Genomic DNA, 18,522 nt, shown 5'->3' with positions numbered 1-18,522 from the left:
CCCCCCCCCCCCCCCCCCCCCCCCCCCCCCCCCCCCCCCCCCCCCCCCCCCCCCCCCCCCCCCCCCCCCCCCCCCCCCCCCCCCCCCCCCCCCCCCCCCCCCCCCCCCCCCCCCCCCCCCCCCCCCCCCCCCCACATTGTTTTGCGGTGCTCTTACGAGCGCTGATGTACGCAAACACCCGCTGCAAAGGTCTGGCTGATGGTGCGGTCATCGCCCAAGGTGGTCAGCACGAACAGCGTCTCCTCGATGCTGTTTGACTGCTGCAGGCGGTAATCCAGCAGCGGCGTGGCCTTGTAGTCCAGCACCACGAAGTCGGCATCGTTGCCGGCCTTCAGGCTGCCAATCCGGTCATCCAGGCTCAGCGCCCGCGCGCCACCCAGGGTCGCCAGGTACAGCGACTTGAACGGATGCAAGCGAGCATCCTGCAACTGCATCACCTTGTACGCCTCGTTCAGCGTATTGAGCAGCGAGAAGCTGGTGCCGGCTCCCACGTCGGTACCCAGCCCGACCTTGACCTTGAACTGCTCCGCCTGCGGCAGGTTGAACAGGCCGCTGCCGAGGAACAGGTTGGATGTCGGGCAGAACGCCACGGCCGAACCGGTCTCCGCCAGGCGCTGGCATTCGGCATCGCACAGGTGCACGCCGTGGGCGAACACCGAGCGCTCGCCGAGCAGCTTGAAGTGGTCGTACACATCCAGGTAGCCACTGCGCTCGGGGAACAGCGACTTCACCCAGTCGATTTCCTTGAGGTTTTCGCTCAGGTGGGTGTGCATGTACAGGCCGTCGTATTCGCCCAGCAGTTGCCCGGCCAGTTGCAGCTGTTCCGGGGTGCTGGTGGGGGCGAAGCGCGGGGTGACCGCGTAGTGCAGGCGGCCCTTGCCGTGCCAGCGTTCGATCAGCGCCTTGCTTTCGGCATAGCCGGATTCGGCGGTGTCGGTCAGGTAGTCCGGGGCATTGCGGTCCATCATCACCTTGCCGGCGATCATGCGCAGGTCGAGGCGTTCGGCCTCTTCGAAGAAGGCGTTCACCGACTCCGGGTGCACGCTGCCGAACACCAGGGCGGTGGTGGTGCCGTTGCGCAGCAGTTCCTCGATGAAGATCCTGGCCACCTTGTCGGCATGGGCCTTGTCGGCGAACTGCTTCTCGCACGGGAAGGTGTAGGTGTTCAGCCAGTCCAGCAGTTGTTCGCCGTAGGAGCCGATCATGCCGGTCTGCGGGAAGTGAATGTGGGTGTCGATGAAGCCCGGGGTGATCAGCTTATCCTGGTAATGCACCACTTCGATATCGGCGGGCAGGGTCGGCAGCAGGTCGCCGGCATGGCCGACACGGCTGATCCTGCCGTTTTCCACCACCAGCAGGCCATCCTCGAAATACTCGAAGGAGGCGTCGATGCCGACGTCCGCAGGGTCGGCGATGCTGTGCAGGATGGCGGAACGGTAGGCTTTGCGGGTTGCACTCATAACGGTCTCGTCAAATGGCTTGGCTGCGCCGTGAGGGCGGCAGCAATTGAGCAATGGGTTCGGCGTTCGCGGCCGGGTTGTGCTGGCCGAAACTGGCGTTGTAGGTGGCGATGATCTCGGCGGCGATGGACACGGCGATCTCGATCGGCAGCTTGCCCTTGACCTCGGCCAGGCCCATCGGGCAACGCATGCGCTGCAGGCGCTGGGCATCGAAGCCGCGGTCGCGCAGGCGGTGTTCGAATTTGGCGCGCTTGGTCTTCGAGCCGATCAGGCCGAACCAGGTGAAGTCGTTGCGCTTGAGGATAGCGGCGGTGAGTTCCAGGTCGAGCTGATGGTTGTGGGTCATGACGATGCAGTAGCTGCCCGGGGGCAGTTCATCGACCTCGTCCACCGGCTCGTCGGCGACGATCTTGCTGACACCGGCGGGCAGGGTCGCGGGGAATTCCTGCTCGCGCGAGTCGATCCAGCGCACCCGGCAGGGCAGGGCGGCGAGCAAGGGTACCAGAGCGCGGCCGACATGGCCTGCGCCGAACACGGCAATCTGCGCCTGCACCGCGCCCATGGGTTCGAACAGCAGCACGGTGGCGCCGCCACAGCATTGGCCGAGGCTGGCGCCCAGGCTGAAGCGTTCGAGGTGGGGCGCTTCGCGGCCTTCGGCGAGCATCTGGCGGGCGATGTGCATGGCCTTGAACTCCAGATGGCCGCCGCCGATGGTGTCGTACAGCTGGAAGGCGCTGACCACCATTTTCGAACCGGCGTTGCGCGGGGTGGAGCCGCGCTCCTCGATGATGGTCACCAGGACACAGGGCTCGCCCTGGGCCTGCAACTCGGCGAGGGCGTTGATCCATTGGTGCATGATTGATGTCCTCTCAAGGAATCTTGTGGTGCTTGTGCCGGCCTCATCGCTGGCAACGCCAGCTCCCACAGGTATCGCGTACACCGCCGAACCCTGTGGGAGCCGGCGTTGCCGGCGATGAGGCCGGCAGCCTTCACAAACAGGCCAGCCCGTTACTCGGTGACCGCCTCGACCTCGACCGAAGCCTGTCGCTGCGCCATCTTCTTCCTCATCTGCTCGCAACCCCACAACACCCGCTCCGGTGTCGCCGGGGCGTCGATATTCGGCTGTTCGCGATAATCGGCCAGGCTCGCCACCGCATCCTTGATCGCGCACCACGCGGCGATCCCCAGCATGAACGGCGGCTCGCCCACGGCCTTGGAGTGGAACACCGTGTCCTCCGGGTTCTTGCGGTTCTCCACCAGCTTCACCCGCAGGTCGATCGGCATGTCCGCCACCGCCGGGATCTTGTAGCTGGCCGGGCCGTTGGTCATCAGCTTGCCCTTGGCGTTCCACACCAGTTCCTCGGTGGTCAGCCAGCCCATGCCCTGGACGAAGCCGCCCTCGACCTGGCCGATGTCGATGGCCGGGTTCAGCGAGGCGCCGACGTCATGCAGGATGTCGGTGCGCAGCATCTTGTACTCGCCGGTCAGGGTATCGACGATCACTTCGCAGCACGCCGCGCCGAAGGCGAAGTAGTAGAACGGCCGGCCACGTGCCTGGTTGCGGTCGTAGAAGATCTTCGGCGTACGGTAGAAGCCGGTGCTGGACAGCGACACCTGGGCGAAGTACGCCTGCTGGATCAGCGCTTCGAAGGTGATGATCTCGTCGCGCACCCGTACATGGTTGTTGCGGAACTCGACGTCTTCCTCGGTAACCTTGAAGTGCCGTGCGGCGAATTCCACCAGGCGCTTCTTGATGGTCTCGGCCGCGTTCTGCGCCGCCTTGCCGTTCAGGTCGGCACCGCTGGAGGCGGCGGTCGGCGAGGTGTTGGGCACCTTGTCGGTGTTGGTCGCGGTGATCTGGATGCGCTCGATGTCCACCTGGAACACCTGGGCCACCACCTGCGCCACCTTGGTGTTCAGACCCTGGCCCATCTCGGTGCCGCCATGGTTCAGGTGGATGCTGCCGTCGGTGTAGATATGGATCAGCGCACCGGCCTGGTTGAGGAAGCTGGCGGTGAAGGAAATGCCGAACTTCACCGGGGTCAGCGCCAGGCCTTTCTTCAGGATCGGGCTGTTGGCGTTGAAGCGCCGGATCGATTCGCGGCGCTCGGCGTAGTCGGCGCTGGCCTCCAGCTCGGCGGTCATTTCTTCGAGCAGGTTGTGCTCGACGGTCTGGTAGTAGTGGGTGACGTTGCGCTCGGTCTTGCCGTAGTAGTTGGCCTTGCGCACCGCCAGCGGGTCGAGCCCCAGGTGCCGGGCGATGCGGTCCATCACTTCCTCGATGGCGACCATCCCCTGCGGCCCGCCGAAGCCGCGGTAGGCGGTGTTCGACGCGGTGTTGGTCTTGCAGCGATGGCCGTGCACCGTGGCATCGCCCAGGTAGTAGGCGTTGTCGGAGTGGAACATCGCGCGGTCGACGATCGAGCCCGACAGGTCGGGCGAGTAACCGCAGTTGCCGGCCAGGTCGAAGTTGATCCCGTGCAGGCGGCCGTTGTCGTCGAAGCCCACGTCGTACTCGACATAGAACGGGTGGCGCTTGCCGGTCATGGTCATGTCCTCGACCCGCGGCAGGCGCATCTTGGTCGGCTGGCCGGTGAGGCGAGCGATCACCGCGCACAGGCAGGCCGGGCTGGCCGCCTGGGTTTCCTTGCCGCCGAAACCGCCGCCCATGCGGCGCATGTCGAGGACGATCTTGTTCATCGGCACGTCCAGCACCTCGGCCACCAGCTTCTGCACTTCGGTGGGGTTCTGGGTGGAGCAGTAGACGATCATCCCGCCATCTTCGGTGGGCATCACCGAGGACACCTGGGTTTCCAGGTAGAAGTGTTCCTGGCCGCCGATGTGCAGCGTGCCCTGCAGGCGGTGCGGGGCGCTGGCCAGGGCGCTGGCCGAGTCGCCGCGCCGGTGGGTGTGGCTATCGAGCACGAAGTGCTTCTTGCGCAGGGCCTCGACCACATCGAGCACCGGCTCCAGGTCCTCGTACTCGATGATTGCCGCCATTGCCGCACGGCGCGCGGTGTCGAGGTCGCGAGCGGCCACGGCGATCACCGGCTGGCCGAAGAACTCCACCTTGTCGATGGCCAGCAGCGGGTCGCCGGCCACCACCGGGCCGATGTCCTTGAGGCCGGGAATGTCCTCGTGGGTGATGGCGATGCGCACGCCCTCGAAGGCGTAGCACGGGCTGGTATCGATCTTCAGAATGCGCGCATGGGCGCGGTCCGCGGTGCGGGCATACACATGCAACTGGTTAGGGAATTCCAGGCGGTCATCGATATACACCGCTTCACCGGACACCTGCTTGTCGGCGCTGTCGTGCTTGACGCTGCGACCGACCCCGGTGGTCAGGTCCTGGCTGAACAGTTCGGCCAGTTCGGCCTGGCTCTTGGCCACGTGATGATGGTTAGACATAAGCGGTCACCCGGGTCTCGATGTGCGGTGTTTGCAGTTCGATGAAGTACTTGCGCAGCAGGTTCTGCGCGCCCAGCAGGCGGTATTCCTTGCTGGCGCGGAAGTCCGAGAGCGGGGTGAAGTCTTCGCCCAGGGCCTGGCAGGCCTTCTCCAGGGTGGCCTGGTTGAACGGCTTGTCGGTCAGCGCCGCCTCGCAGGCACGGGCGCGTTTCGGGATCGCCGCCATGCCGCCGAACGCCACCCGGGCCTGCTCGATCACGCCATTCTCGATGCGCAGGTTGAAGGCCGCGCACACCGCCGAGATATCGTCGTCCAGGCGCTTGGACACCTTGTAGGCGCGGAACGCCCAGTGGCTGCGCGCCTTGGGCACGATGATGCGCTCGATGAACTCGCTGTCCTGACGCGCGGTGATGCGGTAGTCGATGAAATAGTCTTCCAGCTTCAGGGTGCGGGTGCTCTCGCCCTTGCGCAGCACCAGCTGCGCGCCGAGGGCGATCAGCAAGGGTGGCGAGTCGCCGATCGGCGAAGCGTTGCCGATATTGCCGCCCAGGGTGCCCTGGTTGCGGATCTGCAGCGAGGCGAAGCGGTGCAGCAGTTCGCCGAAGTCCGGGTACTCGGCGCTGAGGGCGTCGTAGCAATCGGTCAGCGGGGTGGCGGCGCCGATCTCGATGCGGTCGTCGAAGTGCTCGATGCGCTTGAGTTCGGCGACGTTACCCACATAGATCATCACCGGCAGGGTCTTGTGGAACTGGGTCACTTCCAGCGCCAGGTCGGTACCGCCGGCCAGCAGCCGGGCTTCCGGGTGCGAGCCATAGAGGTCGGCCAGGTCGGCCACGGTCAGCGGCACCAGGCAGCGCTTGTCGCCGCTGTTCAGCTCGCCGGTTTCGCTCGGGGCGATGGCTTTCAGACGCTCGATGGTCTGCGCCTGGGCGGCATCGAACTGGTCAGGCTTGGCCTGGCAGCAGGATTGCTCGGCGGCGGCGAGGATAGGGCGGTAGCCGGTGCAGCGGCAGAGGTTACCGGCCAGGGCTTCCTGGGCCTTGTGCAGGTCCGGCGCGTCGCTGTTCTTCTGCAGGGCGAACAGCGACATGACGAAGCCCGGGGTGCAGAAGCCGCATTGCGAACCATGGCAATCGGCCAGGGCCTGTTGCACGCTGTGCAGCTTGCCCTGGTGCTTGAGGCCCTCGACGCTGATCAACTGCTTGCCGTGCAGCGAGGAAACGAAGGTCAGGCAGGAGTTCAGGCTGCGGTAGCGCAGGCTTTCCTTGCCCTGGGCATCGGTATCGAGCTCGGCCACCACCACCGAGCAGGCACCACAGTCACCGCTGGCGCAGCCCTCCTTGGTACCGGTTTTGCCCAGGTGCACGCGCAGGTAGTCGAGCACCGTCATGTTGGGGTCCAGGGCATGCTCACTGCGCAATTCCTGGTTCAAGAGAAACTGGATCACGGAAGGGCCTCACAAGCGAATTTATTGTTGTTGAGCGGACTGAGGCGGAATGTATTCAGCCTTGACTTTCCGGTCAATGATTTTCTGACTTAAGGGTCAGGAAATTTTCCGCGCACGGTCATCCGCAGCACTTTTCCCTGTCTTCAGTTAAGCACCGATCACGTAGGAAAACGCTGAGATGGATGAGTGAACGTTTGCAAGCAGCATGCCCGATCCTCGACTAGCCTTGACTGAATTCTTCGCGGGGAGTCGGGCGTACGCTGAGGAATGCCCTCGGACCCATGAAAAGTCGTACGCCAGGCACGAAAAGCTCGTGCAGGTTGACGGCGTCTTTCATGCTGGCAAAGGGCATTTGCGGTACACTTCCGGGTTTTTAGCCGTTCAACGATTGCGAAGGACAACCATGACGTTCAAGGCGCCGGACAGCCTCTCCGAGCAAATTGCCCACTACCTGGCCGAGCGGATCATCCGGGGCGAACTCAAGCCTGCCGAACGCATCCAGGAACAGAAGGTCACCCAGGCGCTGAATGTCAGCCGCGGTTCGGTGCGCGAAGCGCTGCTGATCCTCGAACGCCGTCACCTGGTGACCATCCTGCCGCGCCGTGGCGCCCACGTGACCGAACTCAACGAGCACAACCTGCGCAGCCTCTGCGCGCTGATGGGCGAGCTGTACATCCTGCTGGGCAACTCGGTCGCCACCGGGCACCAGAGCCAGGCCGACCTGGCGCCGTTCCTCGGCATCCAGCAACGGCTCACCGAGGCCTGCGCGCGCAAGGACATCCAGACCTTCGTCGAGGAAAGCTTCGCGGTGATGCGCGCCGCCTATCCCTTCGCCAACAACCCCTACCTGCAGGAAACCGTCGAGAACCTGCAGCCGGCCATGAGCCGTGCCTATTACCTGGCGCTGGACCGGCGCAAGGCGCAGATGAACGACTTCCTGGTGCTGTTTGCCCAGTTGCTGCAGGCCGTGGTCGCCCGTGACCTGGCCAAGGTCCGCGAGGTGTTGAGTACCTACTGCAGCCGCAGCTGCGAACTGGTGCTCTCGGCCCTGGTGGCCGACTGACCATGCGCCTCAAGTGCATCCGCCTGGCGGGCTTCAAGTCGTTCGTCGACCCGACCACGGTCAACTTCCCCAGCAACATGGCCGCCGTGGTCGGGCCCAACGGCTGCGGCAAGTCCAACATCATCGACGCGGTGCGTTGGGTGATGGGCGAAAGCTCGGCGAAGAACCTGCGCGGCGAATCGATGACCGACGTCATCTTCAATGGCTCCACCAGCCGCAAGCCGGTAAGCCAGGCGAGCATCGAGCTGGTCTTCGACAACAGCGACAACACCCTGGTGGGTGAATACGCCGCCTATGCCGAGATCTCGATCCGCCGCAAGGTGACCCGCGACGGGCAGAACACCTATTACCTCAATGGCACCAAATGCCGGCGCCGGGACATCACCGACATCTTCCTCGGCACCGGCCTGGGGCCGCGCAGCTACTCGATCATCGAGCAGGGCATGATCTCCAAGCTGATCGAGGCCAAGCCGGAAGAGCTGCGCAACTTCATCGAGGAAGCCGCGGGCATCTCCAAGTACAAGGAGCGCCGCCGCGAAACCGAGAACCGCATCCGCCGCACCCAGGAAAACCTCGAGCGCCTGACCGACCTGCGCGAAGAGCTGGAGCGCCAGTTGGAGCGCCTGCATCGCCAGGCCCAGGCGGCGGAAAAATACACCGAATACAAGGCCGAGGAACGCCAGCTCAAGGCGCAACTGGCGGCCCTGCGCTGGCGTGCGCTGGACGAGCAGGTACGCCAGCGCGAAAGCGTGATCGGCGACCAGGAAGTGTCCTTCGAGGCGCTGGTGGCGGACCAGCGCAATGCCGACGCCAGCATCGAAAGGCTGCGTGACGGGCACCATGAATTGTCCGAGCGCTTCAATCTGGTGCAGGGGCGCTTCTATTCGGTAGGCGGCGATATCGCGCGCATCGAGCAAAGCATCCAGCACGGCCAGCAGCGCCTGCGCCAGTTGCAGGACGACCTCAAGGAAGCCGAGCGCTCGCGCCAGGAAACCGAATCCCACCTCGGCCACGACCGCACCTTGCTGGCGACCCTCGGCGAAGAGCTGGAAATGCTCGAGCCGGAACAGGAAATGACCCTGGCCGCCGCCGAGGAAGCTGCCGCGACCCTCGAGGAAGCGGAAACCACCATGCACGGCTGGCAGGAACAGTGGGACGCCTTCAACGCCCGCTCCGCCGAGCCACGGCGCCAGGCCGAGGTGCAGCAGTCGCGGATCCAGCAACTGGAGCACAGCATCGAACGCCTCTCCGAGCGCCAGCGCAAGCTGGGCGAAGAGCGCGATCAGCTCAGCGCCGACCCGGAAGACGCGGCCATTCTCGAACTGGCCGAACAGGTCGCCGGCAGCGAGCTGGCGCTGGAAGACCTGCAACTGGAAGAACAACAGGCCGCGGAGCGTCTCGACACGCTGCGCGAGCAACTGCAACAGGCGACCCAGGCCCAGCAGCAGGCCCAGGGCGAATTGCAGCGCCTCGGCGGCCGGCTGGCCTCGCTGGAGGCCTTGCAGCAGGCGGCCCTGGAACCGGGCAAAGGCGCCGCCGAATGGCTGCGTGAGCAGGGGCTGGAGCAGCGTCCGCGCCTGGCCGAGGGCCTGCGGGTCGAAAACGGTTGGGAGCTGGCGGTGGAAACCGTGCTCGGCGCCGATCTGCAAGCGGTGCTGGTGGACGGTTTCGACACTCTGGCCTTCGACGGCTTCGACCAGGGCGAACTGCGCCTGCTCGACGCCCAGGCCGGCGCGACCCGCCTGCCCGGCAGCCTGCTGGACAAGGTCGAAGGCGCGGTGGACCTGGCGCCATGGCTGGGCCGGGTACGCCCGGTGGAAACCCTGGACCAGGCCCTGGCCCAGCGCGGGCAACTGGGCGAGGGCGAAAGCCTGGTCAGCCGTGACGGCTACTGGGTGGGGCGGCACTTCCTGCGGGTCAGCCGGGCCAGCGATGCCCAGGGCGGTGTGCTTGCCCGTGGCCAGGAACTGGAGCGCCTGGGGCTGGAGCAAGAGGAGCAGGAGGCGCGCCTGGCCCAGCTTGACGAGCAGCTCGGGGAACTGCGCGAGCAGCAGCGTCACCTGGAAGACAGCCGCGAGCAACTGCGCCGTCGTGCCCAGGAAGAAGCCCGCCAGCAAGGTGAATTGAAAGCGAAGTTGTCCGCCGGCAAGGCCCGCGCCGAACAGCTCAACCTGCGTCGCCAGCGTCTTGAAGACGAACTGGCCGAGGCTGCCGGGCAACGCGCGATCGAACAGGAGCAACTGGGTGAGTCGCGCCTGATCCTGCAGGAATCCCTGGAGCTCATGGCTCAGGACACCGAGCAGCGCGAGCTGCTGCTGGCCCAGCGCGACGGCCTGCGCGAGCACCTCGACCGGGTTCGCCAGGAAGCCCGTCAGCACAAGGATCATGCCCACCAGCTGGCCGTGCGCCTCGGCTCCCTGCGCGCCCAGCACGATTCCACGCGCCAGGCCCTGGAACGCCTGGAACTGCAATCCGAACGCCTCACTGAAAAGCGCGAACAGCTCAGCCTCAACCTGGAAGAGGGCGAGGCGCCGCTGGAAGAGCTGCGCCTGAAGCTGGAAGAGCTGCTGGAAAAACGCATGAGCGTCGACGAGGAAATGCGTCAGGCGCGCCTGCACATGGACGACGCCGACCGCCAGCTGCGCGACGCCGAAAAACGCCGCAGCCAGGCCGAGCAGCAGTCGCAACTGCTGCGCGGCCAGCTCGAACAGCACCGCCTGGAATGGCAGGGCCTCAGCGTGCGGCGCAAGACCCTGCAGGAACAACTGCACGCCGACGGCTACGACCTCGACGGCGTGATCGCCACCCTGACCCCGGAGGCCAGCGAACAGGAGGCCGAAGCCGAACTGGAGCGCCTCGACGGGCGCATCCAGCGCCTGGGCGCGATCAACCTCGCGGCCATCGAGGAATACCAGCAGCAATCCGAGCGCAAACGCTACCTCGATGCCCAGGACGCCGACCTGGTGGAAGCCCTGGACACCCTCGAGAACGTCATCCGCAAGATCGACAAGGAAACCCGCAATCGCTTCAAGGATACCTTCGATCAGATAAATGCCGGATTGCAGGCACTTTTCCCGAAAGTTTTCGGTGGCGGCAGCGCTTACTTGGAACTGACGGGCGAAGATTTACTCGATACAGGGGTAACGATCATGGCGCGGCCGCCAGGCAAGAAGAACAGCACCATTCATTTGCTCTCCGGCGGTGAAAAAGCGCTGACCGCCCTGGCCCTGGTATTTGCCATTTTCAAATTGAACCCGGCACCGTTCTGCATGCTCGATGAAGTCGATGCGCCGCTGGACGATGCCAACGTCGGCCGCTATGCGCGGCTGGTCAAGGAGATGAGCCAGACCGTCCAGTTCATCTATATCACCCACAACAAGATCGCCATGGAGATGGCCGATCAACTGATGGGGGTGACCATGCATGAACCCGGCTGTTCGCGGCTGGTGGCGGTGGATGTGGAGGAGGCGATGGCCATGGTCGACGCCTGAAACGGGAGTTTATGCACGATCTTTGGGCAAATGCGCCGGTCAAGTGGCCTAGACGGTGTAAAGTTATCTTTGGTCGTGCTAGCTTAATGTCAATTTTTCGTGCGTGGGTAAAACGTCAGTCAGAACATAGAGTTGGCGCCACGTTTTAAAGGGTTTTAACCCTTTTATTTTTCAGCATTTTTTACAGAGGCACGGGATTACATGGAAATCGGTCTGCGCGAATGGCTGATCGTCATCGGCATCATAGTTATCGCCGGTATTCTCTTCGACGGCTGGCGCCGCATGCGCGGTGGCAAGGGCAAGTTGAAATTCCGTCTGGACCGCAGCTTCTCCAATCTTCCTGACGACGACAGCAACGCCGAAGTGCTCGGCCCGTCCCGCGTGCTGGACACGCACCAGGAACCGCAACTCGACGAGGACGACCTGCCTTCGATGAGCGCCCCGGCGCGCGAGCCCAAGGCGGGCAAGGCCGGCAAGCGTGGCAAGCGCGGCGAGCCGCTGCAGGGCGACCTCGCCCTCAGCGCCGAACCGCGCGAGCCTGACCTGTTCGCCGATGCCGAAGACGACTTCCCGGCGGAAAACACCCGCACCACCACGACCACCGGCTACGGTACTGCCGCTGAAGGCAAGGAACTGCCACCGGTCGAGGAAGTGCTGGTGATCAGCGTCATCTCCCGCGATGAAGGCGGCTTCAAGGGCCCGGCCCTGCTGCAGAACATCCTCGAAAGCGGCCTGCGCTTCGGCGAAATGGACATCTTCCACCGTCACGAAAGCATGGCCGGTAACGGCGAGGTCCTGTTCTCCATGGCCAACGCCGTCAAGCCGGGCGTCTTCGACCTGGATGACATCGACCACTTCAGCACCCGCGCCGTCAGCTTCTTCCTCGGCCTGCCGGGCCCGCGTCATCCGAAGCAGGCCTTCGACGTGATGGTGGCTGCCGCACGCAAGCTGGCCCACGAACTCAATGGCGAACTCAAGGATGACCAGCGCAGCGTCATGACCGCGCAGACCATCGAACACTACCGCCAGCGCATCGTCGAATTCGAGCGCCGCGCGCTGACCCAGAAACGCTGAAACACTTAGTTGATACCACAGGGGCCGCTTAGCGGCCCTTGTGCTTACAGAGATCGAGAGCCCGTCGCGAACCCTGTGGGAGTGGCTTGCCAGCGATAGCGATAGTGAAGCCACTACTGAACCCTGTGGGAGCGGGTTCACCCGCGATTGCGATGCTGGATTCACCACCGCAATCGCGGGTAAACCCGCTCCCACAAGGTCCGCGCTGCCCCAAGGCTCTCCTTTCCAGCAGACCATCGCCCGACTGCTCTTCATAGCAAGAGACCCAGAACCATGAATGCCGAAACCCGAATCCTCGAACTGCGCGCCGAACTCGACCAGCACAACTACCGCTACTATGTGCTCGACGAACCCAGCATCCCCGACGCCGAGTACGACCGCCTGTTCCGCGAGCTCCAGGCCCTGGAAGCCGAGCATCCGGAGCTGGTCACCGAGGACTCCCCGACCCGGCGCGTCGGTGGCGCCGCGCTCTCGGCCTTCACCCAGGTTCGCCATGAAATCCCCATGCTCAGCCTCGGCAACGCCTTCGAGGAAACCGACCTGCGCGAATTCGACCGCCGCGTCGTCGAAGGCCTCGACCTGCCGGCCGGCGACCTTTTCGGTGGCGGCGCCCCGGTCGACTACAGCTGCGAACCCAAGCTCGACGGCCTGGCCGTAAGCCTGCTCTACCGCAACGGCCAGCTCGTCCAGGGCGCCACCCGTGGCGACGGCACCACCGGCGAAGACATCAGCGTCAACGTCCGCACCATCCGCAACGTCCCGCTCAAGCTGCACGGCGAGGGCTGGCCGGAGGTGCTGGAAGTGCGCGGCGAAGTCTTCATGAGCAAGGCCGGCTTCGAAAAGCTCAACGCGTCCCAGGCCGAGATCGGCGGCAAGACCTTCGCCAACCCGCGCAACGCCGCCGCCGGCAGCCTGCGCCAGCTCGACTCGAAGATCACCGCCAGCCGCCCGCTGGAATTCTGCTGCTACGGCATCGGCCAGGTGTCCGCACCGGTGGGCGACACCCATATCGGCATCCTCGAACAGCTCAAGGCCTGGGGCATGCCCATCAGCCGCGAGCTCAAGCACGCCGCCGGCATCGAAGAATGCCTGGCCTACTACCACGACATCGGCGCCCGGCGTAACGACCTGCCGTACGAAATCGACGGCGTGGTATTCAAGGTCAACAGCCTCGCCTCGCAGCGCGAACTCGGCTTCCGCGCCCGTGAACCACGCTGGGCCATCGCCCACAAATTCCCGGCCATGGAAGAGCTCACCGAAGTCCTCGACGTCGAATTCCAGGTCGGCCGCACCGGCGCCGTTACCCCGGTGGCGCGGCTCAAGCCGGTCAAGGTCGCCGGCGTCACCGTCGCCAACGCCACCCTGCACAACATGGACGAAGTCGCGCGCCTGGGCGTGATGATTGGCGACACCGTGATCATCCGCCGCGCCGGCGACGTCATCCCGCAGGTCATGCAAGTGGTACTGGAACGCCGCGACCCGAACATCGTGCGCCCGGTGCAGATCCCCACCGAATGCCCGGTATGCGGCTCGCAGGTCGAACGCACCCAACTGGTCAAGCGCAGCAAGGGCAAGGAAACCGTCAGCGAGGGTGCCGTGTACCGCTGCGTCGGCCGCCTGGCCTGTGCCGCGCAGCTCAAGCAAGCGATCATCCACTACGTCTCGCGCCGGGCCATGGACATCGACGGCCTGGGTGAAAAGAGCGTCGAGCAACTGGTGGACGAAGGCCTGATCGCCTCCCCGGCAGACCTCTACCGCCTCACCTACGAGCAGGTAGTCGAGCTCGAAGGCTTCGCCGAAGTCTCCAGCAACAAGCTCCTCGCCGCCATCGAAGCCAGCAAGCGCCCGAGCCTGGCGCGCTTCGTCTACGCCCTCGGCATCCCGGATGTCGGCGAAGAAACCGCCAAGGTCCTCGCCCGCTCGCTAGGCTCGCTGCAACGGGTGATGAAGGCCTTGCCGCAAGTGCTCACCTACCTGCCGGACATCGGCCTGGAAGTGGCGTACGAAATCCACAACTTCTTCGAAGACGAGCACAACCGCAACGTCATCCAGCAACTGCTCGACTGCGGCATGCAACTGCAGGACGAAGGCGAACTCAGCCCCGAATTCGCGGCCAGCACCACCCTGGCCGGCATGATCGCCAAGCTCGACATCTCCTCGGTCGGGCCTACCGGCGCCGAAAAGCTGGTCGCCAAGCTCGGCAGCCTGGACAAGATCATCGAAGCCGACGGCATCGACCTGCGCCAGGCCCTGGCGACCAAGCAGGCGGATGCCGTGCGTGAATTCTTCCTCGTCGAAGCCAACCGTGACCTCGCCCGGGCCATCGAAGCGCAGTTGCTGGAATTCGGCATGCACTGGGCCAGCGAAAAGAAAACGGCGGAAGGCTTGCCGCTGGCAGGCCAGACCTGGGTCCTCACCGGCACCCTGGAGCGCATGAACCGCGACATCGCCAAGGACAAACTGGAAAGCCTCGGCGCCAAGGTAGCCGGATCCGTCTCCGGCAAAACCCACTGCGTAGTGGCCGGACCGGGTGCCGGCTCCAAGCTCACCAAGGCCAACGAACTGGGGGTCAAGGTAATGGACGAAGACGCCTTCATAGAATTTCTGACAGGGCAGGGCATCGCCATCTAGGATCCGCGGACCCTGTGGGAGTCCGCCCAGCCTTTCAGGCTGCGCTGTCGCGCAGAGAACAGTTTCCAACATCCGGGGCGCAGCTCAATACCCTGTGGGAGCGGGTTCACCCGCGATTGCGGTAGTGAATTCACAATAGCAATCGCGGCGGTTCGGCGCTCCGATGAACCCGCTCCCACAAGGGCCCTGCAAATCAAAGAGTTATGTTTTGTTCTATGAGAGCTGGCTTGCCAGCGATTGCGTCAATGAATTCAGCCTCCTGATCGCAGCGGCTCGCCGCCCTCACAGCCAGCCCCATTCCGGTATGCCTCACACAACTGGCGCCCAGGCCCCCCGACAGCGTCACGCAGCGAGCCCCTCGCTTCGGACAAGTCCTTGAGAAATGATGATTTTTTCTCACCCAAAGGTTGTAACTCTGCCTCAGACCGGTACAATGGCGCGGCTCGTCACCAGATGGCGAGCTGCGTAATGGTGGCCCCATCGGTCCCCCCGCAACGATTACCCGTAAACCTGGTCAGGCCCGGAAGGGAGCAGCCATAGCGGGAACATTGTGTGCCGGGGTGTGGCTGGTGGGGCCGCCTCCATTTCTGGGGTCTGACTGTATCCCAAGTCAAGTACCTCTTTCCGCGGTCCTCGTCTCACGCCGGCGTCTCTCCCTCCGCCTCTTCCCTCTCTCCTTTTGACTGATATCTACCGAAGCCCATTGTACTCTTCGGTCGTTACCATTATGTTGGATACTGGCAAAAGGATGGCTTGGTTCTAGGCCTATGGCTCAGCATAACCTTGGAAATGGATTTGTTCGCTCTTCGACACGCAAAGTGTTGATGATTATCCGCTATAGACCTCATTTTCTGAGCTTTTGCTATCTCCTATTCGTTCAGTTGAAATGGTGAGGTATGAGGAAGTTATATAAAAGATTCTCCAAGCTAGCGGTTAGATTTCAGTCTGACATAAACTGTGTTGGGTTGAAAAAAGATCCATATCATTTGACGTATGAAAATGGTGCTTATCGGCAGGATGAACTAATTAAGGTCATACGTGGTGCTCTTCCCCATTTTGCGCTTACTCCGGAGGAATATGAGCGACTTAAAATGGATGACGACGTTGATGAGATGTATAGGCTTGCGTTTTCAAGAATATCAAAGGCTAAAAAAGATAAAAAAGGGGATTACGGAGAGCTCCTGCTGTTCTTGATTTTAAAAACTTTTTATGGGGCAGACAGGCTGGTCACGAAAGTTAAACTTCGGAGTTCTGTTAAGGACCAAATCAAAGGATTCGACTGCGCGCACTTTGTAGTAAACGAGAGCGATGAGGTTGAGTTATGGCTTGGTGAGGTTAAGTTTTATAAAAGTTTCTCGTCGGCGCTGGATGATGTTGTTGAGGAGATTGAGAGGCATACGCAGGGGGAATATCTGAAAGATGAGTTTTCTATCCTCTGTCCAAATATTGAGGTGAATGGCGAGCTTCCTGTGTCTGAAAAGATAATCGAGATGCTGGATGGCACTGTCTCTCTTGATGATGTTCGTATTGTAATACCTGCATTGATTACATATGAAACCGCGCTTTTTAAGGGTTTTAGCAGATTAGATGAGGCGTTCCGCGCGGGAATGCTAAAGCAAGTGACAGATAAATTTAACTTGATTGATAGGCGGTCGATTACAAAAAAGCTGAATATCGAAGTTTTTTTTATTTTGCTGCCTTTGGCAGATGTCGGCAGTATTAAGGATAAGCTAGAGGCGATGGAGGCCGTGTTTGTATGAGTTTGCATCAGTCGTTAGCTGATAAGGCCTATAAGCGTCTGGTTGAGTCTGACGTAGAAGCTATACGAAGGTCTGTAGGGTTTGAATACATAAGGTATCTAGAGGATATATATAAGCTGCTTCAGTCAGAGAGGTACTACTCTCTAGCTGTACGAGAGCTGTGCTTTGCGTGCGAGTATGCTGTAGATGAAGACGGGCTTGCCAAAAGTATTCTTCAGCAGTGTATTAGATCTTCAAGGATATTTCTATATGAAGAGATGCTTAGGCGTCGAGGGCTCAGTATCACTGAAGAAAATGGCTTGTTGGACTTGGCCCAGCAGGCATTTTACTCTGTAGATGGAGATGTCCTTTTAACTAAGGAGCAAAAGGATTTATTCGATCTTTTTATGTTGAGGCGGCGCTTAGTTGTGAGCGCTCCTACATCGTTTGGAAAGTCTAGAATCGTTAGGGAGATAATTTCACATTGTGCCTATAATTCTATTGCTGTGGTGGTCCCAACAAATGCGTTGCTCAGTGAAACCTACTTGGCCTTCCGTGAGGATGCTCGACTCTCCGAGTATCGGTTAGTTTTCTCCACTCATATTGAACCGGGTGATGGAAAATCGATCTATATATTTACTCCTGAGAAGTTTGATGTATATACAGATGAATACAAGATTTTATACGATTTTTTCGTCTTTGATGAGGTCTACAAGGTAGATTCCGAAGATGGAAGGTCTTCGGTGTTTTCGAGTTGCCTATATAAGGCGTATTTGAGCGGGTGTGATTATTATCTGATTGGTCCTTATTTTGATGGATTTAGTAAGGAGTATCTTAGCCGTACAGGAGGTCACTTTGTAAAGTTTGAAACAGATATTGTTCAAAAACATACTATCAATTATTACAGTGGTAGTGCTGTTTATGAGGGGAAAGCGCTTCCTGCAAGAGAGAGTAAGGATGCAAGGCTTAAGCAAACCCTTGTAAAAATCGATGGGCAGTCGATCGTTTATGTTTGTAGGAAGGACTCAGCAGAAACTCGTGCAAAATTCATCGCTAGTTTTAAGTCGGCCAGAAGGCCTGATAGCTCGGTTTCTGAGCTGATTGACTACATCAAGAAAAATATATCTTCTGAGTGGCATTTGATAGATTTTCTTAAGGTTGGTGTGGCGTTTCATCACGCCGGAGTGCCAAAGTATATACAAACTGAAATCGTTGATTTGTTCAATTCTGGAATTTTGGATGTAATTGTTTGTACTCCAACTCTGACGGAAGGTGTGAATACAAGCGCAAAGAATGTAATTTTTTATGATACCACCAAGGCATCAATTGGGTTGACGGGTTTTGAAGTAAAAAATGTCGTCGGACGTTCAGGGCGCTTTGGTCAACACTTCGTTGGGCGAGCTATTTTCCTAGAGCAACATAACGATCAGAAAGATATGGGTGAAATCTTATTTCCCGTATTTGATTATGACAGGCTTCGTCCTGAAGACAGCATTCAGATTAATTTTGGTGATTTAAATACTAAGGCCCAAGAGCAGCGTGAAAAAATTCATGAAATAGCTAATTCGTGGAATGTTCCTGTAGAGGTACTTAAGAAAAATAAATATGTGCCATTTGATAATCAATTGCAGCTCATTCGTTATCTTCGAGATAATCCAAGTGTGCGATTGGAGTTGAAAGGTGCTTTAAATCCGCCTAATAAGCGCCAGGTGGATCTCATAATTGAATTGGTTCATGATGTTTTGTTTTCCGATTCTGACAAGAAAACTGGCTGGTCGACGGGAAATATTGCAAGGTTCGTAAAGTACTATATATATTATAATCCCTCCATTAAGCAGATGATTAAAGAGCACTCGGCAGTTAAGGAGGATACTAGGATAAGGAATGTTCTTGATTTGGTTTACAGTTATTTTGAATATGCGTTGCCTAAATACATTAAGGCGTTAGAGAACTTGTATAATTTCGTGTACGGTGAGCGAGCAAGTTTTTCTCTGTTTATTACTAGGCTGCAGTATGGAAGTACTGAGCCGCAAGATATTTTGTTGGCGGATGCAGGTGTTCCTCGCTCAATCATATCAGCGCTATCTGAGAGTCTTGCCGGTGTGAAAGACATTGAGGAGATTAGGAGGAGAATTAAAAGCGGAGGAGCGTTGGAAAAGCTGAGCAATATAGAGAAGCGAATGCTGAGCCGGCGTCTCTGAATATTTTG

General features: G+C 60.5%; 10 protein-coding genes and 1 other RNA gene. 7 read left to right on the top strand and 4 right to left on the bottom strand.

What is annotated here, in order from left to right:
• Positions 1–152: 152 nt before the first annotated feature.
• The 4 genes from guaD to xdhA form a co-directional block, all read right to left on the bottom strand.
• Positions 153–1,460: a guanine deaminase gene (guaD, locus tag ACKLLE_RS05035; protein ID WP_420057055.1), complete on the bottom strand. Its 1,308-nt coding sequence runs from the start codon at positions 1,458–1,460 to the stop codon at positions 153–155.
• Positions 1,461–1,470: 10 nt separating this feature from the next.
• Complete coding sequence (xdhC, locus tag ACKLLE_RS05030) at positions 1,471–2,316, bottom strand: xanthine dehydrogenase accessory protein XdhC (protein ID WP_009396161.1); 846 nt, start codon at positions 2,314–2,316, stop codon at positions 1,471–1,473.
• Positions 2,317–2,468: 152 nt separating this feature from the next.
• A complete protein-coding gene (gene xdhB, locus ACKLLE_RS05025) occupies positions 2,469–4,868 on the bottom strand; it encodes a xanthine dehydrogenase molybdopterin binding subunit (protein WP_420057054.1) in 2,400 nt (799 codons plus the stop codon).
• Positions 4,861–6,315, bottom strand: a complete 1,455-nt coding sequence (gene xdhA / locus ACKLLE_RS05020) for a xanthine dehydrogenase small subunit (protein WP_064302576.1) — start codon at positions 6,313–6,315, stop codon at positions 4,861–4,863. The genes xdhB and xdhA overlap by 8 nt, the downstream gene beginning before the upstream one ends.
• A gap of 403 nt (positions 6,316–6,718) precedes the next feature.
• Here xdhA and ACKLLE_RS05015 point away from each other — a divergent pair, with 403 nt between their 5' ends.
• The 7 genes from ACKLLE_RS05015 (at position 6,719) to ACKLLE_RS04985 (ending at position 18,514) form a co-directional block, all read left to right on the top strand.
• Positions 6,719–7,378 carry a GntR family transcriptional regulator gene (locus ACKLLE_RS05015; protein ID WP_009396167.1) on the top strand — a complete coding sequence of 220 codons (660 nt, stop codon included), beginning with the start codon at positions 6,719–6,721 and terminating at the stop codon, positions 7,376–7,378.
• 2 nt (positions 7,379–7,380) lie between these two features.
• Positions 7,381–10,869 carry a chromosome segregation protein SMC gene (smc, locus tag ACKLLE_RS05010; protein WP_420057053.1) on the top strand — a complete coding sequence of 1,163 codons (3,489 nt, stop codon included), beginning with the start codon at positions 7,381–7,383 and terminating at the stop codon, positions 10,867–10,869.
• A gap of 201 nt (positions 10,870–11,070) precedes the next feature.
• Positions 11,071–11,943: a cell division protein ZipA gene (zipA, locus tag ACKLLE_RS05005; protein ID WP_064302578.1), complete on the top strand. Its 873-nt coding sequence runs from the start codon at positions 11,071–11,073 to the stop codon at positions 11,941–11,943.
• A gap of 273 nt (positions 11,944–12,216) precedes the next feature.
• Positions 12,217–14,574, top strand: a complete 2,358-nt coding sequence (gene ligA, locus ACKLLE_RS05000) for an NAD-dependent DNA ligase LigA (protein ID WP_420057052.1) — start codon at positions 12,217–12,219, stop codon at positions 14,572–14,574.
• Between the two features lie 478 nt (positions 14,575–15,052).
• Positions 15,053–15,149, top strand: an RNA gene (gene ffs, locus ACKLLE_RS04995) — signal recognition particle sRNA small type.
• A gap of 390 nt (positions 15,150–15,539) precedes the next feature.
• A complete protein-coding gene (locus tag ACKLLE_RS04990; RefSeq protein WP_420057051.1) occupies positions 15,540–16,334 on the top strand; it encodes a HamA C-terminal domain-containing protein in 795 nt (264 codons plus the stop codon).
• Positions 16,331–18,514 (top strand): helicase-related protein, encoded by a 2,184-nt coding sequence (locus ACKLLE_RS04985; RefSeq protein ID WP_420057050.1) that lies wholly within the window; start codon positions 16,331–16,333, stop codon positions 18,512–18,514. Before ACKLLE_RS04990 ends, ACKLLE_RS04985 begins: the two co-directional genes overlap by 4 nt.
• Positions 18,515–18,522: the final 8 nt, after the last annotated feature.

The organism is Pseudomonas bharatica, assembly GCF_048586865.1.
Taxonomy (GTDB): domain Bacteria; phylum Pseudomonadota; class Gammaproteobacteria; order Pseudomonadales; family Pseudomonadaceae; genus Aquipseudomonas; species Aquipseudomonas bharatica.
This window is presented reverse-complemented; position numbering and strand designations above follow the sequence as displayed.